Source organism: Pseudomonas sp. NFIX49 (assembly GCF_900115915.1).
Taxonomy (GTDB): Bacteria; Pseudomonadota; Gammaproteobacteria; order Pseudomonadales; family Pseudomonadaceae; genus Aquipseudomonas; species Aquipseudomonas pharyngis.
In genome coordinates this window covers 599,258-618,833 of the sequence record NZ_FOYE01000002.1, presented here as the reverse complement: position 1 = coordinate 618,833, position 19,576 = coordinate 599,258, and the positions used below count along the sequence as shown (strand labels likewise).

Below are 19,576 nucleotides of genomic sequence, written 5' to 3'. Positions count from 1 at the left end.
GGCAATGGCGATCGTCTCTGTGTGCCGATCTGCCGCAATTCAGTCGCCAAGGTTATCGCTAACCGAGCCTTGTGCGCACCAACCGCAAGCAAAGGGTTGGCCTATTTTTTCAATACGTTGCGCGGCGTTCAGCACCCATGCTCTCGACTGCCACGGCGGCTGGTGGCGCAGGTGCTGGGTGTGGCCGCAGGACAGCTCGGCGACCCAGTGGCCGTCTTCGTCCTGATGGAATCCGGTGACGGTCACGGGCGTCAATCCGTCCCGTCTGTCCGGGTTCTGTTCGCTTTCGGGCAAATCCTTGTTTAGACTTGTCCGTTCTTCATTCTTATGCAAAAGGTCTCGCCCCATGCTGATCGCCGCCAATAAGGCTGTCTCCATCGACTATACCCTGACCAACGACGCTGGTGAGGTCATCGACAGCTCCGCCGGCGGCGCTCCGCTGGTCTACCTGCATGGCGCAGGCAACATCATCCCGGGCCTGGAAAAGGCCCTGGAAGGTAAAGAAGTCGGCAACGATCTGGAAGTTTCCGTCGAGCCGGAAGATGCCTACGGCGAATACGCCGCTGAACTGGTCAGCACCCTGAGCCGCAGCATGTTCGAAGGCGTTGACGAGCTGGAAGTCGGCATGCAGTTCCACGCTTCGGCGCCGGACGGCCAGATGCAGATCGTCACCATCCGTGACCTGGACGGCGACGACGTGACTGTCGACGGCAACCACCCGCTGGCCGGTCAGCGCCTGAACTTCAAAGTGAAGGTCGTTGCCATCCGTGACGCCAGCCAGGAAGAAATCGCTCATGGTCACGTCCATGGCGAAGGTGGCCATCACCACTGATTTTCTGCGCTAAGCTTCGAGTACTGGAGAGGCGCCCGAGGGCGCCTTTTTAGTCCGCGGCTGTCCTTGGTGGCCTCGCCAAGTGGCTGTTTCGAGTAGAAAACGGGAATCTGGAGTTCGTCATGAGTGCTTTTCACGACCTTAAGTTGACAGCCCTGGATGGTCAGGAGCTACCGCTGGCACCCTTCAAGGGCCAAGTCGTGCTGGTGGTCAACGTCGCCTCCAAATGCGGCTTGACCCCACAGTACGCGGCGCTGGAAAACCTTTATCAGCAATACAAAGGCAAAGGCTTCAGTGTGCTGGGCCTGCCGTGCAACCAGTTTGCCGGTCAGGAGCCGGGCAGTGAGCAGGAGATCCAGGAATTCTGCAGCCTCAACTATGGCGTGAGTTTTCCGTTGTCGAAAAAGCTCGAAGTCAACGGTCACGACCGTCATCAGTTGTACCGTCTGCTGGCGGGCGAGGGCGCGGAGTTTCCCGGTGACATCACCTGGAATTTCGAGAAATTCCTGCTCGGCAAGGACGGTCGGGTACTGGCCCGGTTCTCGCCGCGCACGGCGCCGGATGATCCTTCGGTGATTACGGCGATTGAAAAAGCCCTGAGCTGAAACAGAAAAATCGCAGCCCTCGAGCTGCGATTTTTTTCGCCTGCCTTTTGACCCTTAATCATTCAGATCAATAGTGCTATCGCACGGTTGGAACTCCGCATATTATCGCCGTCATATGAATCGCATGCCCGTCGATCAATTTTTCGTGGAGCCTCCCATGCCCGTGCAAGCCCTGTTCAAACCGTTCCAGCTCGGTGCCCTCGAACTGCCGACCCGCGTGGTCATGGCGCCGATGACCCGTTCGTTTTCCCCGGGCGGCGTCCCGAACTCCAAAGTGATCGAGTACTACCGTCGCCGCGCGGCGGCCGGCGTCGGTCTGATCATCACCGAAGGCACTACCGTCGGCCATCAGGCTTCCAACGGTTACCCGAACGTGCCGCACTTCTACGGTGAAGCCGCGCTGGCCGGTTGGAAAAAAGTCGTGGAAGCGGTACACGCCGAAGGCGGCAAAATCGTTCCGCAACTGTGGCACGTCGGCAATGTGCGCCGTCTGGGCACCGAGCCGGACGCGAGCGTGCCGGGTTATGGCCCGTCGGAAAAACTCAAGGACGGTCAGGTCGTCGTACACGGCATGACCAAACAGGACATTCAGGACGTGATCGCCGCCTTCGCCCAAGCGGCGAAAGATGCCCAGAGCATCGGCATGGACGGCGTGGAAATCCACGGCGCCCACGGTTACCTGATCGACCAGTTCTTCTGGGAGGGCAGCAACCAGCGCACCGACGAATACGGTGGCAGCCTGGCCAACCGTTCGCGTTTCGCCATCGAGCTGATTCAGGCCGTACGTGAGGCGGTGGGCGAAGGCTTCCCGATCATCTTCCGCTTCTCGCAGTGGAAACAGCAGGACTACACCGCGCGTCTGGTGCAAACCGCCGAAGCGCTGGGCGAGTTCCTCAAGCCGTTGTCCGACGCCGGCGTGGACATTTTCCACTGCTCGACGCGCCGTTTCTGGGAGCCGGAATTCGACGGTTCCGACCTGAACCTGGCTGGCTGGACACGCAAGCTGACCGGCAAACCGACCATCACCGTCGGCAGCGTCGGCCTCGACGGCGAGTTCCTGCAGTTCATGGTCAACACCGACAAGGTCGCGCAACCGGCCAGTCTGGAAAAACTGCTGGAGCGTCTGAACAACGACGAGTTCGATCTGGTGGCAGTGGGGCGTGCGCTGCTGGTGGATCCGGACTGGGCGCTGAAAGTGCGCGAAGGCCGCGAGCAGGACATTCTGCCGTTCAGCCGTGAGGCGTTGATGACGCTGGTTTGATCGTTGTGGGAGGCTTGTCGCGCAGGTCGCGGCAAGCCCCCAACAAATGGTTTTCAAACTGTTCGACGATAGCCGCCCAACCCTGGCGGCTGGCGTGTTGGCGTGCGTTCAGGCGTACGCAGCGCAACCGTTCATCCTCTTCCAGCAGCCACGCCGCTGCCTCGCAGAACGCCTCTTCATCCCCGGGCATCGCCAGCACGCCGTTGTAGCCATGGCGAATATGCTGGGCCGCCGCAGCCTGATCGTAAGCCACCACCCCGAGGCCCGAGGCCAGCGCTTCCAGCACGACGTTGCCGAAGGTTTCGGTCAGGCTCGGAAACAAAAACACATCCCCTGATGCATAGTGCGCCGCCAGCGCTTCGCCCCGTTGCGAGCCGCAGAAAATTGCCTCGGGCAGTTCATTTTCCAGTGCCATTCGTTGCGGCCCGTCGCCGACCACGATCAGCTTCAGATTGCGTTGTGGATAAGTGCCGGCGAGCTTTTCGAAACTGCGCTTGAGCAGGCCCAGATTCTTCTCTGGTGCCAGGCGTCCTACGTGAATGACCGCAATGTCCTGCTCGCCAAGACCCCATTGCTCACGCAAGGCATTCAGGCGCTTGGCCGGGTGAAACAACTGACTGTCGACACCTCGCGACAGCAGCGCCAGGCGCTCGAAGTGCCGGCGCTCCAGTTCCAGGCGCTGGCTGACGCTCGGCACCAGGGTCAGGGCCGAACGATTGTGAAACCAGCGCAGATAGTGGGTGAGCAAGCGCGTCAGCAAACCCAGCCCATATTGGTGGGTGTACTGCTGGAAATTGGTATGAAAGCCGCTGACCACGGCAATCCCCAGACGCCGTGCCGCGCGCAATGCCGACAACCCGAGCGGGCCTTCGGTGGCGATATAGAGCACGTCCGGGCGCTGGCGCGTCCAGCGCCGCAGCAACTTGTGCATCGACGACTGCCCCCATTGCAGCCCCGGATAACCCGGCAACGGCCAGCCTCGGCACAGCAGCAGCGAGTCATCTTCACTTCGCTGCGGATCGTCGGCCTGACGCGGTCGCACCAGTTCCACCCGATGCCCGCGTGCGCGCAAGCCGTCGCACAAGCGGCCAAGGGTATTGGCCACGCCGTTGATTTCCGGTGGGAAAGTTTCGCTGATGAGGGTGATATGTAGAGCTGTCGTCATGACCTCAGTGTCGGCTGAGGCCATGTCGCGGTTGTGACGTTCGGATGATGGATTTGTGACGCGGCCTCAGCGTTGCGTCACCAGATTCTCGGCCCCGCGCTCGCGCACCCAGAACAGTGTCGCGCCAGCCACGGCGGCCGGCATCATCAGGATGTTGACCACCGGAATCAGCAACACCAGATAGACGATTGCGCCGAAGCTCATGCTCTGCCAGCGTTTCTGCCGCAGCCAGGCGAGCATCTCGTTCCAGCCGAGCTTGTGGTTGTCCGCCGGGTAGTCTATGTACTGGATTGCCATCATCCACACCCCGAACAGCAGCCACAGCGGTGCGGCGACGATGTTCACCACCGGGATGAACGAGAGGATGAACAGGCCGATCGCCCGGGGCAGGAAGTAACCGAGTTTGCGCATTTCCCGGGCCAGGGTACGCGGGATCATCGCGATCAGTTCACCCCAGCTGAAGGCCGGAAAGTCGTCGGTACCGCGTACCACCACTTCAACCTTTTCCGCGAGGAAACCGTTGAATGGGGCGGCGATCACGTTGGCCAGCATGGTGAAGGTGAAGAACACCATCAACGCCACCAGCACCACGAACAGCGGCCACAGGATGTAACTGAGAAAGCTCAGCCATTCGGGCAGCGACGGCATCAGCGTGTCGACCCACAGGCTGAATTGGTGACCGGCCAGATAGATCAATCCGACGAACAGCACCAGGTTGATGGCCAGCGGCAGCAGCACGAACAGGCGCAGGCCCGGGCTCAATACCAGTTTGAGGCCCTCGCGCAGGTATTGCGGGCCGGACAGAACAGGGGCGGGCATAGGGTGCTCCGAGCAAGGGAAAACGCGCCGACCTTACCGACTTTGCAGAACCTGTGAAAGCGCGGCAGCGGGATCGACACTCACTGTAACAAAGACGTCCATCTCGTCAGTGTGTCGGCATAGAGACCACCTATGAGCTGGATTGTTAAACCGTATTTCCTTAATCTTGCCCCCCTCGATACGCTGCACCCAACTTTTTACAGGACTGTCGAGCTCACGCCTTCCCCAAGGTTATCCACAGTCCTTTTTTATTCCCGCCGGCAATCCGGCGTCCGGCCAGGTGTCTTGGCCGGTCAACAGGAGCAGGTTCATGTCTGAAGTCCGTCATTCGCGAGTGATCATCCTCGGTTCCGGCCCTGCCGGTTACAGCGCTGCCGTCTACGCTGCCCGCGCCAACCTCAAGCCGCTGCTGATCACCGGCATGCAGGCCGGCGGTCAACTGACCACCACCACCGAAGTCGACAACTGGCCGGGCGACGTCCATGGTCTGACCGGCCCGGTGCTGATGGAGCGCATGCGTGAGCACGCCGAGCGTTTTGAAACCGAGATCGTCTTCGATCACATCAATGCTGTGGACTTCGCTTCCAAGCCATACAGCCTGACCGGCGACAGCGGCACCTACACCTGCGACGCGCTGATCATTGCTACCGGCGCCAGCGCTCGTTACCTGGGCCTGCCGTCGGAAGAAGCGTTCATGGGCAAAGGCGTTTCGGCCTGTGCGACCTGCGACGGTTTCTTCTATCGCAACAAGCCGGTGGCCGTGGTCGGCGGCGGCAACACCGCTGTCGAAGAAGCCCTGTACCTGGCCAACATCGCCAGCAAGGTCACCCTGATCCACCGTCGCGAAACCTTCCGCGCCGAGAAGATCCTGATCGACAAGCTCAACGCCCGTGTGGCCGAAGGCAAGATCGAGCTGAAACTGAACGCGACCCTGGACGAAGTGCTGGGCGACAACATGGGCGTGACCGGTGCACGTCTGAAGAACAACGACGGCAGCTTCGACGAAATCAAGGTCGACGGCGTGTTCATCGCGATCGGCCACACCCCGAACACCTCGCTGTTCGAAGGTCAGCTGGAGCTGAAGGACGGTTACCTCGTCGTTCAGGGCGGCCGTGAAGGCAACGCCACCGCGACCAGCGTCGAAGGCATCTTCGCTGCCGGCGACGTGGCCGACCACGTTTACCGTCAGGCCATCACCTCGGCCGGCGCTGGCTGTATGGCGGCACTGGACACCGAGCGTTACCTGGACGGTCTGCAGAACGCTTCGTTCTAAGAACGCAGACAACACGACAATGATCGTTCCCAGGCTCTGCGTGGGAATGCCTCATCTGGACGCTCTGCGTCCTTGGGACGCGGAGCGTCCCCGGCTGCATTCCCACGCTGAGCGTGGGAACGATCTGACGAAAAAAACCGGCCAACTGGCCGGTTTTTTCATGCCTGCGATTCGCTCGGAATCAGCGGCGGGTCAGCGGTTGCGCTTCGAATTTCACGCCCGCCAGACCGTGCTGGATCAGCGCACGGATATTGCCGTGATCGCTGCCTTCAGGTGTTGCCACGACCGAGCGGTAGTGCTCGCCGAACGCCAGCAGTGCTTCTTCATCGCTCAAGCCTTCCAGCAACGCCAGACCCAGGGTCTTGCACGAACCTTCGTTCTGCCCGGCGGCGTTTTCCACGCCACCGTTGTTGAACGCCTGCGGCTGGTAGTCGTAACCGGCGGCGATGAAGGACAGGGTGTCGGCAAAAACGTGTTCGCCGCTCTTGAGGCTGGCGCGCAGGGTGTTCAGATCACTCATTGGGTTTTCCTTTGGCAAACGCCGCTTGCTGTTCGGCGCTGGCTTCTTGCTGATATTGGGCTTTCCAGTCGGCGTACGGCATGCCGTAAACCACTTCACGGGCATCGTCGAGGCTGACCTCGATCCGGCGCTCGTCGGCCTCGGCCTTGTACCACTTGGACAGGCAGTTGCGGCAGAACCCGGCGAGGTTCATCAGGTCAATGTTCTGCACGTCCTTGCGGCTGTCCAGGTGGGCGACCAGCCGGCGGAAGGCGGCGGCTTCGAGTTCGAGGCGTTGTTGTTCGGTCATGGAAGTCTCTTCGAGACAGCTGAGAGCGGCAAGCTCCAAGCTGCAAGATTCTGGATGGTGGGTGCCCCTAGCTTACCGCTTGAAGCTCGAGGCTTGAAGCTTAGCGGCTGGCGGCGAGGGTGATCGACACCGACTCGGCAAAACGCAAGGCATGCGGCTTGTCGACTTCAACCTCGGCATACAGCACCGACTCGTTGGCCATCACCAGATCCAGCAGCTCTTGGGTCAGGCGTTCGAGCAGCGCGAAGCGGTTGCCTTCCACGTGGGCGATGATCGCCTTGGTGATGGTGCGGTAGTTCAGCGCGTGGTCGATGTCGTTGTCACGCACCGCTTCCTGCGCGGCATACAGGATGGTCAGGTTGATCAGCACATCCTGCTTGTTGAGGATTTCGTCCTCGTTGATCCCGATAAAGGTGCGCAGGCGCAGATCCTTGACCCGGATGCGCGCCATTCCCGGTTGAAGTTGTGGCATTTACTTGCTCCGTCCAATCAATTGCAGGAACTCCTGGCGGGTGTTGCTCGACTCGCGGAAGGCGCCGAGCATGACCGAGGTGTTCATGGTCGAATTCTGTTTCTCGACACCGCGCATCATCATGCACATGTGCCGGGCTTCGATGACCACCGCGACACCGGCGGCATCGGTGACTTGCCGGACCGCTTCGGCGATCTGGCGGGTGAGGTTTTCCTGAATCTGCAGGCGGCGGGCGAACATGTCCACCAGCCGTGCGATCTTCGACAGCCCCAGCACCTTGCCCGTCGGAATATAAGCCACATGGGCCTTGCCGATGAAGGGCAACAGGTGATGTTCGCACAACGAATAGAGCTCGATGTCGGCGACGATAATCATTTCGTCGGTGTCGGAGGCAAACAACGCGCCATTGACGATCTCTTCAACGCTCTGTTCGTAGCCGTGACACAGATACTGCATGGCCTTGGCCGCCCGCACCGGTGTGTCGAGCAGTCCTTCGCGGTCAGGGTTTTCACCGAGGCCGATCAGGATCTCGCGGTAATTCTCGGGCAGGGAACGGGTCATGGAGCATCCTCGCGGGGGGCGTTTTACTTGACGTGCCGCCCGCCGTTGACGGTCAGGGTCGTGCCGGTGACATACGGATTGTCGAGCAGATAACGCAGGCTCTGATAAATCACTTCGCTGCCGGGTTCGATGCCCAGCGCGGACTTGGCCAGCGCCTTGGCGCGGTACGCCGCGTCGTCGTCGGGATTGAACAATAGCAGGGCTGGCGCGATGCCGTTGACCTTGATTGACGGCGCGTAGCGCGCAGCGAAGGACAACGTGAGACTGTCGAGTCCGGCCTTGCTGGCGCAATAGCCGATGTGTTTGCTGCTGCCCTTGCGCGTGACGTCATCGCTGATGTGGATGATGTCGGCAGGGCTCGAACGTTGCAGCAGTTCGGCGCAATGCAGGTTGATCAGGTAGGGCGCCAGCATATGAATGTTGAACATGCGGCTGAAGGCTTCGGCTTCGCCGTCGTCGGTTTCCGCCAGCCACTCCGAGGCGTTGTGCACGATGGCGCGCAGGCTGTCGGTGTGAGTCTTCAGTTCGGTGATGAACGCGAGGATCGAAGCTTCACTGGAAAAATCCGCATGCAACCCGAGGGCGCCCAGATCCCGCAACGTCTTCACCCCCGGTCGTTCGCTGCGGTAGGTAAAGATCACCCGATGGCCGTCTTCCAGCAGACGCTGCGCACAATGCAGGCCAACCCGCTGGCCGGCGCCGGTGATGAGGAAGGGAGCTGTGGAGGAAGTCATGTACGGCTCGCGTCGAAGTCAGAGCAAAAACTATAACAGCGACGCGAGCGACGGCTTCAGCGATTTTGTGTGGAGGGGGCGGCAGGCAGCGGGCGTGCAGGCGCCGGGTTGAGCCAGCCGGCCAGCAGGCGGGTCGACAGCGGAATGAAGAAATAGACCATCAACGGGGTCAGGCACAGCGTGCTGATGAAGACTCTCGGCAACAGGCTCATTTCAGCGAGCAGCGGGCCCAGCACGAAGTTGAACAGCAGCGACACCGGGAAGAACGCCAGCCAGATCGCCACGGCCTGTTTCCAGCGCGGCGGGCGATGACCGGCAGCACCGAACCAGCCTTCGATCCCGCTGACCCGATGTTCCGTCGGGTGGGCAAACAGATCGCTGCCACGGGCCAGCCATGCAGTGCGCGATGCCGAGTGTTCCCAGGCGTGCAGGGTCTGTTCGTCGACGAAGCGGAAAATGATCTGGAATTCGTCGTCGCCGGGAGGCGGTGCCAGTACGCCGGAGCCGAGATAACCGGGGAAGTCGGTGGCCAGTTGTTCGCCTTCTCGCAACCAGGCGATCAGGTCCTGATAACGACCATTGGCGACACGACGCGCTACCATCAGCGTCACGGGGGAAGTAGACATTGTGTATCTCCGTATTGCAGGTGCGTCGCTCCGGGTAGGAGTTTCGCCTGACGCAGCGCCGGGGTAGAGGGCTGCGTTTTTTGACAAGCAAGGATTATTCCTCATTTTCGTGTCGAACCAGAGACTTTCGTCCCATTTGATTGCTTGAACCCTCATAGGGCATCAGGAGTAGAATGGATCCAACTTTGCCAACAAGGACGTGTCCGCACCAATGCCTGTGATCACAGACGTTCGCCCTGCTTTGCAGGCGCCTGTTGCGCTGGAGCGCGAGGAGTTGTTCCCGATCCGCGAGGTGGCGCGTCTGACCGGCGTGAACCCGGTCACGCTGCGCGCGTGGGAGCGCCGCTATGGTTTGATCCAGCCGACACGCACCGAAAGTGGGCATCGTCTGTATTCGATGACCGATATCGAGCGCGTTCGCAGCATCGTCGACTGGATCGATCGGGGCGTTTCGGTTAGCAAGGTCGGCAAGATCCTGGCCAAGACCGAGCCAATGAAAGTGCTGGCCCACTTCATTCCCGATGATCTGGTGCAGGCGGACTATCTCCAGTGGCAGGAACAGGTCCGGCAGGCAGTCAGTTCGTTCGACGATCAGTTGCTTGATCGCGTCTACGGTCAGATTTTCTCCTCCTATGCTCTGCCCGTGGTGTTTCAGGACATCCTGATGCCGCTGTGGCTGCAAATGCTGCAGCGTCAGGATGCGTTCGGACAAACCAGTGAGTGGCTGTTCTTCGATGGTTTTCTACGGGCGAAGGTGCTGCAGCGCATCGTCGTGCTGCGGGGCACGCAGCCGCGCAAGGTGATCGTCAGCGCGCTGGCCGGTCAGTGCCGCGAGCTTGAGTTGTTGGTGGCAGCGCTGTTTCTCAGCGGCAATGACGCGGGGGTTCGTGTGCTAACCACCGGTCAACCGTTCGATGAGCTGACGCTGGTGTGCGAGAAGATCAAGCCCGAGGCGCTGGTGCTGTTTTCCAATCACGCCCCGGCACCCGAGTTGCCGCGTCGGCTGAATCGTCTGGCGTTGAGTCTTGATTGTCAGTTGATGCTGGCGGGGGATGCTGCCGACCTGGCGCAGGACAGCCTGGCGGGATCATCGGTCGGCTGTCTGGGCAATGAAGGATCGACCATGCGCCAGCGCATGAATCAGTTTCTGGCGGGGACGCTGGATACCTGAGAATCAGGTGTGCAGGGCAGGGTGGGTCAGACGATGCTGTTGCAGGATGAACTGGCGCAGGCGCTCGGTTTCGTCGGCATCGCTCTGGCTTAGCTCGTAAGCATAAAAGCCGCTTTCGGTTTCCCGCTCGAAGGTCCCGCGCAGGGCAATCCGCTCATAGCCCGACGGGCTGAACCACAACGCAAAATGCTTCGGCGGCTTGGTCTTGTTGCGCACTTCCAGCAGCACACCCTTGTGCGAAACCTCGTGAACCCACAGAGTGCCCGGCTGGCCCTTGGCATTTTCCAGTGCCACCGGCTCTTCCAGGGTCAGGCGCCATGGACGCACCATCGGCCCGTCTTCATAGATGCTCGGCACCCCAAGACGCAGATGCAGGGCGTGGAACTCGTCTTCCACCAGATGCAGCGGGAAGGTCATCTGCTGATTTTCGAAGTTGGCCTGGATGGTGACTTGCTCATGGGCCGCCAGGCGCGTGAGCAGATCACGGATCTGCGAACCACCGTTGACCAGCAGGCTCGACGTCGCATCCCGCACATTGAGTTGCGGGTTGTGTTGCATGGTCTGGATGAAATCCAGCTCATCCTGGGTCAGGAGGGCGTCACGCTGCATGGCTAACTCGAAATGAATAATTACAAAGTCATTGGTGATTGTAGTTAATGACAATTAGTTCGCTGTTTTGTTTACGCCGTTCGTCGCTTTCAAGGCAGCAATTTCTGCTTCCAGTGCCGCAACCTGGGCTTCCAGTTGCGCCACCCGCTGCTGCGCCTTGACCTGAACCGTAACGTCCTTTTGTACGCCGACAAAGTAGGTCTGCCCGTCGTCGGCATTTTTTACCGTCGAAAGAGACAGTTCGTTCCAGAAGGGAGTGCCGTCCTTGCGGTAATTGCGCAGGATTTCCCGGCATGAGCCACCGTTTTTCAAAACATCGCGAATCAGTTCCAGACTGGCCTGGTCGCGATCCCCGGCCTGCAGGAAACGGCAGTCCTGATAGAGAATTTCTTCGCTGGTGTAGCCGGTCAGTTTTTCGAAAGCCGGATTCACGTAGATCAGAATGTTGTCCTGATCGCCTTCTTTTTCTGCTACCACAATCCCGTCGTTCGACGCGTTGATCACCATTTGCAGCAGGCTGGCATTGATCATCTTTGAATCCTTTCAAGGTTGTCAGTGGCTGGCATTCTAGAAGATCGTCCAGCGCTGTCTACTGGCCGGCAGCCCTTATCGAGAGCCAATCGCATCATGGCGTCGCTGGCTGTTACTATCGCCGCTCTTTTTTCAGTTTCAGGATCAGATTGATGAAAGTCGCCATCCTCTCCGGCTCGGTGTACGGCACGGCCGAAGAAGTCGCTCGCCACGCTCAGAGCCTGTTGAACGCCGCCGGTTTTGAAACCTTCTACAACTCGCGCGCCAGCCTCGCCGATCTCCAGGCGTTTGGCCCTGAAGCCTTGCTCGGCGTGACCTCGACCACCGGCATGGGCGAACTGCCGGACAACCTGCAACCGTTGTATTCGGCCATTCGTGATCAACTGCCGGCAGCCTGGCGTGGTTTGCCCGGCGGGGTAATCGCACTGGGCGACGCCAGCTACGGCGACACTTTCTGCGGCGGCGGCGAGCAATTGCGCGAATTGTTCGGCGAGCTGGGTGTGCGCGAAGTGCAGGACATGCTGCGCATTGACGCCAGCGAAAGCGTTACCCCGGAATCCGACGCCGAGCCTTGGCTGGAACAGTTGATCGCCACGCTCAAGGGCTGATCCCGCGCTCACGCAGCAGCGCCAGCCAGGCCTGTGCAGCCTTTGACAGGTAGGCGCCCCGGCGCCAGATGAAGGCGATGTCCCAGCGCAAGTAATCCGGCGCGTTCAAGGTCAGGCGCACCACGCCTGGCCGCACCAGGCCCCGCGCCACTACGCTGGGCAGCAGCACCACACCTTGTCCGGCGGCGACCAGCGCCGCGAGAAAATCCGCCTGCCCGCTGCGTCCGCCTTCCCTCGGGGTGAAGCCCATTTGCTGGCACGCCTGGAGCAAACGATCGTTGAGCACGAAACTGCGCTGATACAAAAGAAACGGCGTATCTGCCAGCTCCTCCAGACCGATTTCACCTTTTGCCGCCAGTGGGTGATCCACAGGCAGCAGCGCATCCAGCGGTTCATCGCAGAATGGCTGAAAGTCGAATTGCGGATCCTTCGGCAGCAGACTGCCACCCAACTCCAGCTCCCCGCTGAGCACCGCCTGTTCGATGTTACGGCTGCCGCCTTCAAGCAATTGCACATTGATGTTCGGGTAGCGCCGTCGGTATTCGGCGAACAGACCGGCAAACAACGCATCGCTGCCCAGCAATGGCAACCCGAGACGTAACTCGCCGCGCGCGAGATGACTGAGGTCATCCAGTTCGCTGAGCAATTCATCGCGCAACCGCAGCATGCCTTCGGCCCGGTGCAGCACCACGCTGCCGGCGGCGGTCAGGCGTATCTGCGAGCCGAGTCGTTCAAGCAAAGGCGTGCCGAGGCTCTGTTCGAGCTGGGCGATTTGCTTGCTCACAGCGGACTGACTGATGTGCAGGGTTTTTGCAGCTTGAGTGAAACCGCCCTGATGCATGACTTCGACGAAACTTCTGAGTTGCTTGAATTCCATGGCATGATTCCAGATTGGAATGGCTTTGAGTCTAACAATTCGCTTCGGAGATGGTAGCCGGGTTCGTAAGATAGCCACCTGAAAGGAGCCCATCGATGAAAGCCTCGACCCTCAAATACCTCTCTCGCCTGCTGGCCGAACTGGCCGTGCTGCTTGCTCTTTACCTGCTCGGCTGCCAGATCGCAGCGTGGCTGGCCTGGCCGATTCCCGGCGGCGTGATCGGCATGGCGCTGTTGCTGCTGGGTTTTGCGTTCGGCTGGGTCAAACCGGCGGCGCTGCAAATGGGCGCAGGCTTGTTGATGGCCGAGATGCTGCTGTTCTTCATTCCGGCGCTGATGAGCCTGCTGGATTACGGCGCATTGTTGCGCGATGACGGCTGGCGGATCTTGTTGGTGATCGCAGCCAGTACGCTGATGGTGATGCTGGTGACCGCGTTCACCGTGGAGCTGGCCGTTCGCCTGAGGCGGTCCCATGAAGCTTGAGCTGATGCCGATGTTCTGGCTGGCGTTCACCTTGCTGGCTTATCTGTTCAGTCGCTGGCTGTATCGCCGGACCGGGCGCTACGTGCTGTCCCCACTGATTCTGGTCCCTGCGTTGCTGCTGGCGCTTGCCGTGCCGCTGCACACCGCTTACGCCGAGTACTCCAGCAACACCCATTGGCTGATGCTGGTGCTCGGGCCGGTCACCGTGGCGTTTGCGGTGCCGATCTGGCAACAGCGACGCCTGCTGGTGCGGCATTGGTCGGCGTTGCTGCTGGGCATTCTGGCCGGCAGCGCTGCGTCGATCGCCACCTCGTTCGGCCTGGCGAAAGCGCTGGCGCTGGACAGTTCGGTGACGCTGTCGCTGGTGCCGCGCTCGATCACCACACCGTTCGCCATGCCGCTGGCGCAGGACCTGGGTGGTGTACCGGAACTGACGGCCGTATTTGTGATGTTCACGGGGGTGATCGGCGCCATGCTCGGCGGTGTGCTGCTCAAGTGGCTGCCGTTGCGCAGTGCCTTGGCTCGTGGAGCGTTGTTTGCCGTGGGGGCTCATGGCGCGGGTGTCAGTCGCGCCCATGAAGTGGGTGGTGAAGAGGGCTCGGTGGCGGGGCTGGTGATGGTACTGACGGGGCTGCTCAATCTGTTCGCCGCGCCTTTGTTGGCGTCGTTGCTTTGACATGGATCCAAGCTGTTTGCGTCGCTGACTCGTTCAGTCATCAAGCTGGCTGCCAATGCAACTACGCGACCGTCCGGGGCTGACTAGACTGCTGACACACGCAAAAACAATAAGAACGCAGAGGTGCATACAGTGAGCGTAGCCCCCGTCCCTTCGTCCGTGAATGTCAAAGATCAGGTCAGTGCCGCGGAATGGCAGACCCGGGTCGATCTGGCCGCCTGTTATCGTCTGGTCGCGCTGCATGGCTGGGACGATCTGATCTTCACCCACATTTCCGCCAAGGTGCCCGGCACCGAAGATTTCCTGATCAACCCGTTCGGCCTGATGTTCCATGAGATCACCGCGTCCAGTCTGGTGAAGGTCGACCAGGCCGGTAACAAGCTCATGGACAGCCCCTACGAAATCAATCCCGCCGGCTACACCATCCACAGTGCCGTGCACGAAGTGCGGCACGACGTGGCCTGCGTGCTGCACACCCACACCGCCTCCGGTGTTGCGGTGTCGGCGCAGAAGCAGGGCGTGTTGCCGATCAGCCAGCAATCGTTGTTCGTGCTGTCGAGCCTGGCCTTTCACGCCTACGAGGGTGTGGCGCTCAACCATGAAGAGAAAGCGCGGTTGCAGGCGGATCTCGGTGACAACAATTTCCTGATGCTGCACAACCACGGTCTGCTGACCTGCGGCGGCACCATCGCCGACACGTTCCTGATGATGTTCACCTTCCAGCGCGCCTGCGACATCCAGGTCATGGCGCAGACCGGCGGTGCCGAACTGATCGCCATCGAACCGCAGATTCTGGCAGGCGCCAAAGCGATGATTGCCGGCGTCACCAAAAGTGCTCAAGGCATGGGTGGCGCGCTGGCCTGGCCGGCGCTGCTGCGCAAACTCGATAAACAAGACCCGGGGTATAGACTCTAATGCCTCTCGCCGAGATCCCTCTGAGTGTCTGGCGCAAACGCGGCCAGACGTTTGTCTTCCGTGGTCAGCCGATCCGTTACTGGACGGCCGGGCAGGGCGAACCGCTGCTGCTGATCCATGGCTTTCCGACGGCCAGTTGGGACTGGCATTACCTGTGGCAGCCGCTGTCCCAGCGCTACCGGGTGATTGCCTGCGACATGCTCGGCTTCGGCGACTCGGCCAAACCGCTCAATCACACCTATAGCCTGCTGGAACAGGCCGATCTGCAACAGGCCTTGCTGGCGCATCTGCAGATCGAACAACCAGTGCACATTCTGGCCCACGACTACGGTGACAGTGTTGCCCAGGAGTTGCTGGCCCGGCATTACGAAGATCTGATCGAGGTCGCCAGTTGCGTGTTTCTCAACGGTGGTCTGTTCCCGGAAACCCATCGACCGCTGCTGGCGCAAAAACTGCTGCTCAGCCCATTGGGCTGGATGATCGGCCGGGCCTTCTCCCGTGATGCGCTGGTCAAGAGCTTCCAGCAGATTTTCGGCCCGGACACCCGGCCCAGCGAGAGCGAAATGGATGATTTCTGGAGTCTGATCGAATGCAATCGCGGGCAACGCGTCATGCACAAGCTGATTCACTACATTCCCGAGCGCCGGGTCCAGCGTAACCGCTGGGTCGCGGCGATGCAGCGCGGCGAGGTGCCGCTGCGGGTGATCGATGGCGAAGTCGATCCGATCTCCGGGGCGCACATGATCGAGCGTTATCGCGAGCTGATCCCCGACGCCGACACCGTGTTGTTGCCAGGCATCGGCCATTACCCGCAAAGCGAAGCGCCGGTGCAGGTGCTCAAGCACTACCTCGAATTTCGCGATCACTTCGTGTTGCCGCCGCGCAAGGTGGCGTGCTCCTGACTTGGTGCCCGAGGCGCCTGACGCCTCGGCACGTTTCATCATCCCCCAGCCTTATCGCGCACCATTCAGCCTCAGCCTGTTCGTTGTGACCGCACGCCCTGTGCCTGACACTCGGGGACACTTGTCCCTCAGGCCTGCTGGAGTTGCCCCGATGAATGATTCTGTGCGTTTCGAAGATAAAGTCGTGATCGTCACCGGAGCCGGTGGTGGCCTGGGACGCGCTCATGCTTTGCTGTTCGCCAGACAGGGCGCCAAAGTGCTGGTCAACGACCTCGGCGGCTCGACCCAGGGTGAAGGCGCCAACGCTTCGGCCGCTGATCGCGTGGTGGCGGAAATCCGCGAGGCCGGCGGCATCGCCGAAGCCAACCATGACTCGGTCACCGACGGCGACAAACTGGTGCAGAACGCGCTCGATGTGTTCGGCCGCGTCGATGTGGTGGTCAACAACGCCGGGATCCTGCGTGACAAATCCTTCCACAAAATGGAAGACGCCGACTGGGATCTGGTCTACCGCGTCCACGTCGAAGGCGCCTACAAGGTGACCCGCGCCGCGTGGCCACACATGCGTGAGCAGAACTATGGGCGAGTGATTTTCACCGCATCGACTTCGGGCATCTACGGCAACTTCGGCCAGTCCAACTACGGCATGGCCAAACTCGGTCTCTACGGCCTGACCCGCACCCTGGCCATCGAAGGTCGCAAGAACAACATCCTGGTCAACGCCATTGCCCCCACCGGCGGTACGCGCATGACTGAAGGCCTGATCCCGCCGCAAGTGTTCGAACAACTCAAGCCGGAGCTGGTCAGCCCGTTGGTGGTGTACCTGGCCAGCGAGCAGTGCCAGGAAACCTCGGGCCTGTTCGAAGTCGGCGGCGGCTGGATGGGCAAGGTGCGTTGGGAACGCAGCCTTGGTGCCGGGTTCGATCCTCGCGTCGGATTTTCCCCGGAAGATGTCGCGGCGCACTGGCAGCAGATCTGTGATTTCGAAGGGGCGGCGCATCCGAAGGACAACATTGAGGCGCTGAAGGAGATGATGGGGAATTTGCAGAAGTATTCGTTGTAGCTTGAAGTGGCCACCAGGCGGGAGCCTGGTGGCTGATTTGCTGATCAGGTGTATCTGTTTTCGGTCATGAACTTTGGAGGGGACCAGTTCGGGCCTTTGATCGCCAGACCGTGCTCCCCAATAGCCAATACACCGGCAGCGAAGAGTCGCGAATATGCGCTTTCTAGCGCACCATACTCTTTAAGGATGTCGCGGTTGTAGAGCCTGATCATCCTGTCCAGATGCGGATTTGGTTTGATCAGCGCGAATACCGCAACGATGTCATCCAGAGACTCGTTTTTTATTATCTGTTCTACGGTGTTCATTTCCACATCTCCTTCAGCAACTGCTGGTAAGCGCGTTTTGCTTGTTCTGCGTCTGCTGCCAGCGCTTCAGGTGTGTAGAGCAGAGTAGCGTCATCTTTCAGTTTGAAGTCTTCCAATGTTGCTGTGTGCACATTGTTCCAAACAGGTGAGTCTGGATCAGGCCGCTCGGTATCGCCATAACCCAAGGCTCTGAATCTTTCCAGCTCCCTCAACTCGTGAGTGTAGAAGCGCTTGTCTGTGTCCGTTATTTCAAGCTCTCCTCTGATGATTTTTTCCAGGCGGTCAATCATTACCTTATTGGCGGCCGATTCAGGAAATCTGGATATATGCAGTTTCACGTCAGTTGCTCCTTCTGATGTTGCAGTAACAGGTGTCCATGCCAAATCAAGAATTGAGCCGCCACTTTCTGTGGGGTTGAATGCGCGGCCGCTGTGCTCGCCATCTTCGACGCCTCCGTCATAAGGACTGCTGAAAACCACATACAGCGGTTCAATCCCCGAATCAGCCGGAAACACGATGATGAATCGATCCCAGCCTTCCACCAGTATCGGATTCAAATCCAGCCGTCCTTCAACCGGCACGATGGATACCCCGGAGTAAGCGGGAGAATCGGTATCCACTATTGGCGAGGCGGTCGAGGCGTCACCCGGCGAGATAGCGGGTGTCCAGGTCAAGTAGTCGGTGGGCGAGTCCGATAGCGCGACCTTGTATACGTCGTTGAGCAGATCGTAGGCGGCATTCAGGACCAGCACACTTGAGCGAATATGGAAGTCATCGCTCGTAGCGACGAACACTTGCATACCTGCACCGAGTCGCCTGACGCCGAGCCCGGCTTGCATCTCCAGCGTACCCTGTCGATCGGCGATTTCCCGGAGCGTCTCTGCCGGCTCGGACGACAACTCGGCGAAAGGAACACTCATGGAAAAACGCTCGCCGTTGCCCAGATTTGAAGGCATCAACAGCGCCGCGAACCCCATCAATACCGGACTGCCGAACAGCGCCGTGCCCGTCGCTGTCAGGGTCGCTGTTGCGGTACGTAGTGCATTGAGTATTCCCGCCGAGTTGGCCGGGCTGAGGTTGACCGCTGTCGAAGCGAAAGAAACGGCAGGGCCGTTGCTGGCCATTGCTCCGGAAGCCGGGAAGACATGCTTCCTTTCCTCCTGTAACCGAGCCTGTTCTGCCGCAAGCGCCAGCGCCGCTGTTTCAGCTTTGGCTTGTGCCTCGGCCTGGGCGATCTTCAACGCAGCCACCCGCTCTTTCTCCCGAGCTTCAGCCTCAGCGTTCAGGCGCGCGGTCTCGGCCGCCAGTCGAGCCTGTTCGGCATCCCGACGTTGTTTCTCCGCCAATGCGGCCAGTCGAGCCTGTTCTCGTGCACGTATTTCCTCCTGCTCCCGGCGCGCTGCTTCGGCAATGTCTCGCTGGCGTTGTTGCTCCGCCGCAATTCGGGCACGTTCCGCGGCCTGCCGCTGCGCCTCTGCCGCAGCCGCCTGATCCTGTGCTTGCACGGTGGCCAGCCAGTTGAGCACGCCGACCTGTTGCTGGTTGAGAAGCGCCAATGTCTGGCCCAGCAGCCGGGCTTCGTGGGCGGCCCGAAACGATTCACTCCATAACGCTCTGCTCTTGACCCCCGCGCCGTGCGCTCGTCGAAGGGCAGATGCCTGATCCAGGTAATCCTTGAAGGTTTTCCCCAGCGGATCGCTGCCATAAAAGCGGTTGGCGATGGCGGTCTGTCTTTGAAACTCTGCGCTCTTGCGTTGAATCAGCGTGTTCCTGACGCCCACTTCGCGAGCCAATGCCGCCGCGGGTGGCAGAGGGGTCGTCGGGCCTTCCAGTCTGATGGTCGCCAGTTCCACTTCGATGGATTGTGGGATCGAGGCGGCTTTTGCGTTGAATTCCTGTTCAACGGCAAGTTGTGTTTCATGCATCAATTGACGCGTTTGCGAATTGGCACCGGCAGGGCCGAATGTGCCACTGTAGGAATAACCCACATTGGTTTCTTTGAATGGCTCGTAATCATCCGGGGCGAACTCCCGGATATGTAATGCGTCCAGCTCTAACGGTGGAGGTTTTGGCATATTCATGTCCTTTTGAATGTGCGTTTTCATTCGCCCGAAAAATGCCCAGGGGGGCGATGACATCCGTGTCACCGGCGAATGGTTGAGGTGTTTCAGGTTACCTCGCAACGGCGGTGATCAAATCCGAGAAGCCCGTAAGTAACAGGGCGTTGTGTGGAAAGGGTTTTCGCGGGTTGCTGTTAATGCAGAAGGGATTCGTTCGGGA

25 protein-coding genes are annotated in these 19,576 nt (G+C 60.2%); 11 read left to right on the top strand and 14 right to left on the bottom strand.

Annotation, left to right across the window (positions count from 1 at the left end; all coding sequences use genetic code 11):
* Positions 1-39: 39 nt before the first annotated feature.
* Positions 40-348, bottom strand: a complete 309-nt coding sequence (locus tag BMZ46_RS07320; protein WP_074691795.1) for a DUF3565 domain-containing protein — start codon at positions 346-348, stop codon at positions 40-42.
* On the opposite strand from BMZ46_RS07320, the gene BMZ46_RS07315 reads away from it, so the two are divergent.
* The 3 genes from BMZ46_RS07315 to BMZ46_RS07305 all read left to right on the top strand — a co-directional run bounded on the left by BMZ46_RS07315 (position 347) and on the right by BMZ46_RS07305 (position 2,698).
* Positions 347-832 (top strand): FKBP-type peptidyl-prolyl cis-trans isomerase, encoded by a 486-nt coding sequence (locus BMZ46_RS07315; protein ID WP_011332490.1) that lies wholly within the window; start codon positions 347-349, stop codon positions 830-832. The genes BMZ46_RS07320 and BMZ46_RS07315 overlap by 2 nt on opposite strands.
* A gap of 122 nt (positions 833-954) precedes the next feature.
* Positions 955-1,437: a glutathione peroxidase gene (locus BMZ46_RS07310; protein WP_007959082.1), complete on the top strand. Its 483-nt coding sequence runs from the start codon at positions 955-957 to the stop codon at positions 1,435-1,437.
* A gap of 157 nt (positions 1,438-1,594) precedes the next feature.
* A complete protein-coding gene (locus tag BMZ46_RS07305; protein ID WP_074691792.1) occupies positions 1,595-2,698 on the top strand; it encodes an NADH:flavin oxidoreductase in 1,104 nt (367 codons plus the stop codon).
* On the opposite strand, the gene BMZ46_RS07300 is transcribed toward BMZ46_RS07305, so the two are convergent.
* Both BMZ46_RS07300 and cysZ read right to left on the bottom strand, forming a co-directional pair.
* Positions 2,667-3,887 carry a glycosyltransferase family 4 protein gene (locus BMZ46_RS07300; RefSeq protein ID WP_074691789.1) on the bottom strand — a complete coding sequence of 407 codons (1,221 nt, stop codon included), beginning with the start codon at positions 3,885-3,887 and terminating at the stop codon, positions 2,667-2,669. The two genes, BMZ46_RS07305 and BMZ46_RS07300, sit on opposite strands and share 32 nt — an antisense overlap.
* A 42-nt stretch (positions 3,888-3,929) precedes the next feature.
* Positions 3,930-4,682, bottom strand: a complete 753-nt coding sequence (gene cysZ, locus BMZ46_RS07295) for a sulfate transporter CysZ (protein ID WP_074691786.1) — start codon at positions 4,680-4,682, stop codon at positions 3,930-3,932.
* Positions 4,683-4,992: 310 nt separating this feature from the next.
* Between cysZ and trxB the strand changes: the two genes are divergently transcribed.
* Positions 4,993-5,955 (top strand): thioredoxin-disulfide reductase, encoded by a 963-nt coding sequence (gene trxB / locus BMZ46_RS07285; RefSeq protein ID WP_039769336.1) that lies wholly within the window; start codon positions 4,993-4,995, stop codon positions 5,953-5,955.
* Positions 5,956-6,136: 181 nt separating this feature from the next.
* On the opposite strand, the gene BMZ46_RS07280 is transcribed toward trxB, so the two are convergent.
* The 6 genes from BMZ46_RS07280 to BMZ46_RS07255 form a co-directional block, all read right to left on the bottom strand.
* Positions 6,137-6,475, bottom strand: coding sequence for a HopJ type III effector protein (locus BMZ46_RS07280; RefSeq protein ID WP_011332495.1), 339 nt, complete (start codon positions 6,473-6,475; stop codon positions 6,137-6,139).
* Entirely contained in the window at positions 6,468-6,764 is a 297-nt protein-coding gene (locus BMZ46_RS07275; protein WP_007957206.1) for a DUF1244 domain-containing protein, read from the bottom strand. The genes BMZ46_RS07280 and BMZ46_RS07275 overlap by 8 nt, the downstream gene beginning before the upstream one ends.
* A 100-nt stretch (positions 6,765-6,864) precedes the next feature.
* Positions 6,865-7,236, bottom strand: coding sequence for a dihydroneopterin triphosphate 2'-epimerase (folX, locus tag BMZ46_RS07270; RefSeq protein WP_007957207.1), 372 nt, complete (start codon positions 7,234-7,236; stop codon positions 6,865-6,867).
* On the bottom strand, positions 7,237-7,797 hold the full coding sequence (gene folE / locus BMZ46_RS07265; protein ID WP_039769341.1) for a GTP cyclohydrolase I FolE: 561 nt from the start codon (positions 7,795-7,797) through the stop codon (positions 7,237-7,239).
* Between the two features lie 23 nt (positions 7,798-7,820).
* Positions 7,821-8,531 (bottom strand): dihydromonapterin reductase, encoded by a 711-nt coding sequence (gene folM, locus BMZ46_RS07260; RefSeq protein ID WP_039769343.1) that lies wholly within the window; start codon positions 8,529-8,531, stop codon positions 7,821-7,823.
* Positions 8,532-8,587: 56 nt separating this feature from the next.
* Positions 8,588-9,157, bottom strand: a complete 570-nt coding sequence (locus tag BMZ46_RS07255) for an antibiotic biosynthesis monooxygenase (protein WP_011332499.1) — start codon at positions 9,155-9,157, stop codon at positions 8,588-8,590.
* A 211-nt stretch (positions 9,158-9,368) separates the two neighbouring features.
* Here BMZ46_RS07255 and BMZ46_RS07250 point away from each other — a divergent pair, with 211 nt between their 5' ends.
* Entirely contained in the window at positions 9,369-10,328 is a 960-nt protein-coding gene (locus tag BMZ46_RS07250) for a MerR family transcriptional regulator (RefSeq protein WP_074691783.1), read from the top strand.
* 3 nt (positions 10,329-10,331) lie between these two features.
* On the opposite strand, the gene BMZ46_RS07245 is transcribed toward BMZ46_RS07250, so the two are convergent.
* Positions 10,332-10,937, bottom strand: a complete 606-nt coding sequence (locus BMZ46_RS07245; RefSeq protein WP_039769347.1) for a hypothetical protein — start codon at positions 10,935-10,937, stop codon at positions 10,332-10,334.
* A 54-nt stretch (positions 10,938-10,991) separates the two neighbouring features.
* Positions 10,992-11,468 carry a PAS domain-containing protein gene (locus tag BMZ46_RS07240; protein WP_039769349.1) on the bottom strand — a complete coding sequence of 159 codons (477 nt, stop codon included), beginning with the start codon at positions 11,466-11,468 and terminating at the stop codon, positions 10,992-10,994.
* Between the two features lie 152 nt (positions 11,469-11,620).
* Here BMZ46_RS07240 and BMZ46_RS07235 point away from each other — a divergent pair, with 152 nt between their 5' ends.
* The gene (locus BMZ46_RS07235; protein ID WP_039769351.1) at positions 11,621-12,076 is read left to right on the top strand and encodes a flavodoxin; all 456 of its coding nucleotides are present in this window, start codon (positions 11,621-11,623) and stop codon (positions 12,074-12,076) included.
* Here the strand turns inward: BMZ46_RS07235 and BMZ46_RS07230 are convergent.
* Positions 12,066-12,953: a LysR family transcriptional regulator gene (locus tag BMZ46_RS07230; RefSeq protein ID WP_074691780.1), complete on the bottom strand. Its 888-nt coding sequence runs from the start codon at positions 12,951-12,953 to the stop codon at positions 12,066-12,068. The two genes, BMZ46_RS07235 and BMZ46_RS07230, sit on opposite strands and share 11 nt — an antisense overlap.
* A gap of 95 nt (positions 12,954-13,048) precedes the next feature.
* On the opposite strand from BMZ46_RS07230, the gene BMZ46_RS07225 reads away from it, so the two are divergent.
* The 5 genes from BMZ46_RS07225 to BMZ46_RS07205 all read left to right on the top strand — a co-directional run bounded on the left by BMZ46_RS07225 (position 13,049) and on the right by BMZ46_RS07205 (position 16,991).
* On the top strand, positions 13,049-13,435 hold the full coding sequence (locus BMZ46_RS07225; protein ID WP_074691777.1) for a CidA/LrgA family protein: 387 nt from the start codon (positions 13,049-13,051) through the stop codon (positions 13,433-13,435).
* Positions 13,425-14,111 (top strand): LrgB family protein, encoded by a 687-nt coding sequence (locus BMZ46_RS07220; protein ID WP_039769357.1) that lies wholly within the window; start codon positions 13,425-13,427, stop codon positions 14,109-14,111. The genes BMZ46_RS07225 and BMZ46_RS07220 overlap by 11 nt, the downstream gene beginning before the upstream one ends.
* 132 nt (positions 14,112-14,243) lie before the next feature.
* A complete protein-coding gene (locus BMZ46_RS07215; RefSeq protein ID WP_039769359.1) occupies positions 14,244-15,026 on the top strand; it encodes a class II aldolase/adducin family protein in 783 nt (260 codons plus the stop codon).
* Positions 15,026-15,928: an alpha/beta fold hydrolase gene (locus tag BMZ46_RS07210; protein ID WP_039769361.1), complete on the top strand. Its 903-nt coding sequence runs from the start codon at positions 15,026-15,028 to the stop codon at positions 15,926-15,928. The genes BMZ46_RS07215 and BMZ46_RS07210 overlap by 1 nt, the downstream gene beginning before the upstream one ends.
* A gap of 151 nt (positions 15,929-16,079) precedes the next feature.
* Positions 16,080-16,991, top strand: a complete 912-nt coding sequence (locus tag BMZ46_RS07205) for an SDR family oxidoreductase (RefSeq protein ID WP_039769362.1) — start codon at positions 16,080-16,082, stop codon at positions 16,989-16,991.
* A gap of 44 nt (positions 16,992-17,035) precedes the next feature.
* Here the strand turns inward: BMZ46_RS07205 and BMZ46_RS07200 are convergent, their stop codons facing one another.
* Both BMZ46_RS07200 and BMZ46_RS07195 read right to left on the bottom strand, forming a co-directional pair.
* A complete protein-coding gene (locus BMZ46_RS07200) occupies positions 17,036-17,296 on the bottom strand; it encodes a hypothetical protein (RefSeq protein ID WP_074691774.1) in 261 nt (86 codons plus the stop codon).
* A complete protein-coding gene (locus tag BMZ46_RS07195) occupies positions 17,293-19,434 on the bottom strand; it encodes an S-type pyocin domain-containing protein (RefSeq protein WP_254778455.1) in 2,142 nt (713 codons plus the stop codon). Before BMZ46_RS07195 ends, BMZ46_RS07200 begins: the two co-directional genes overlap by 4 nt.
* Positions 19,435-19,576 lie beyond the last annotated feature (142 nt).

Excerpts from the sequence above, each read along its gene's own strand:
- BMZ46_RS07200 (WP_074691774.1), bottom strand. The coding sequence starts at position 17,296 with ATGAACACCGTAGAACAGATAATAAAAAACGAGTCTCTGGATGACATC.
- BMZ46_RS07205 (WP_039769362.1), top strand. The coding sequence starts at position 16,080 with ATGAATGATTCTGTGCGTTTCGAAGATAAAGTCGTGATCGTCACCGGA.
- BMZ46_RS07320 (WP_074691795.1), bottom strand. The coding sequence starts at position 348 with ATGGGGCGAGACCTTTTGCATAAGAATGAAGAACGGACAAGTCTAAAC.
- BMZ46_RS07225 (WP_074691777.1), top strand. The coding sequence starts at position 13,049 with ATGAAAGCCTCGACCCTCAAATACCTCTCTCGCCTGCTGGCCGAACTG.
- BMZ46_RS07310 (WP_007959082.1), top strand. The coding sequence starts at position 955 with ATGAGTGCTTTTCACGACCTTAAGTTGACAGCCCTGGATGGTCAGGAG.
- trxB (WP_039769336.1), top strand. The coding sequence starts at position 4,993 with ATGTCTGAAGTCCGTCATTCGCGAGTGATCATCCTCGGTTCCGGCCCT.
- folM (WP_039769343.1), bottom strand. The coding sequence starts at position 8,531 with ATGACTTCCTCCACAGCTCCCTTCCTCATCACCGGCGCCGGCCAGCGG.
- folE (WP_039769341.1), bottom strand. The coding sequence starts at position 7,797 with ATGACCCGTTCCCTGCCCGAGAATTACCGCGAGATCCTGATCGGCCTC.
- BMZ46_RS07280 (WP_011332495.1), bottom strand. The coding sequence starts at position 6,475 with ATGAGTGATCTGAACACCCTGCGCGCCAGCCTCAAGAGCGGCGAACAC.
- BMZ46_RS07235 (WP_039769351.1), top strand. The coding sequence starts at position 11,621 with ATGAAAGTCGCCATCCTCTCCGGCTCGGTGTACGGCACGGCCGAAGAA.
- BMZ46_RS07245 (WP_039769347.1), bottom strand. The coding sequence starts at position 10,937 with ATGCAGCGTGACGCCCTCCTGACCCAGGATGAGCTGGATTTCATCCAG.
- BMZ46_RS07240 (WP_039769349.1), bottom strand. The coding sequence starts at position 11,468 with ATGATCAATGCCAGCCTGCTGCAAATGGTGATCAACGCGTCGAACGAC.
- BMZ46_RS07230 (WP_074691780.1), bottom strand. The coding sequence starts at position 12,953 with ATGGAATTCAAGCAACTCAGAAGTTTCGTCGAAGTCATGCATCAGGGC.
- BMZ46_RS07210 (WP_039769361.1), top strand. The coding sequence starts at position 15,026 with ATGCCTCTCGCCGAGATCCCTCTGAGTGTCTGGCGCAAACGCGGCCAG.
- folX (WP_007957207.1), bottom strand. The coding sequence starts at position 7,236 with ATGCCACAACTTCAACCGGGAATGGCGCGCATCCGGGTCAAGGATCTG.
- BMZ46_RS07275 (WP_007957206.1), bottom strand. The coding sequence starts at position 6,764 with ATGACCGAACAACAACGCCTCGAACTCGAAGCCGCCGCCTTCCGCCGG.
- BMZ46_RS07300 (WP_074691789.1), bottom strand. The coding sequence starts at position 3,887 with ATGGCCTCAGCCGACACTGAGGTCATGACGACAGCTCTACATATCACC.
- BMZ46_RS07250 (WP_074691783.1), top strand. The coding sequence starts at position 9,369 with ATGCCTGTGATCACAGACGTTCGCCCTGCTTTGCAGGCGCCTGTTGCG.
- BMZ46_RS07220 (WP_039769357.1), top strand. The coding sequence starts at position 13,425 with ATGAAGCTTGAGCTGATGCCGATGTTCTGGCTGGCGTTCACCTTGCTG.
- BMZ46_RS07255 (WP_011332499.1), bottom strand. The coding sequence starts at position 9,157 with ATGTCTACTTCCCCCGTGACGCTGATGGTAGCGCGTCGTGTCGCCAAT.
- BMZ46_RS07315 (WP_011332490.1), top strand. The coding sequence starts at position 347 with ATGCTGATCGCCGCCAATAAGGCTGTCTCCATCGACTATACCCTGACC.
- BMZ46_RS07305 (WP_074691792.1), top strand. The coding sequence starts at position 1,595 with ATGCCCGTGCAAGCCCTGTTCAAACCGTTCCAGCTCGGTGCCCTCGAA.
- cysZ (WP_074691786.1), bottom strand. The coding sequence starts at position 4,682 with ATGCCCGCCCCTGTTCTGTCCGGCCCGCAATACCTGCGCGAGGGCCTC.
- BMZ46_RS07195 (WP_254778455.1), bottom strand. The coding sequence starts at position 19,434 with ATGTCATCGCCCCCCTGGGCATTTTTCGGGCGAATGAAAACGCACATT.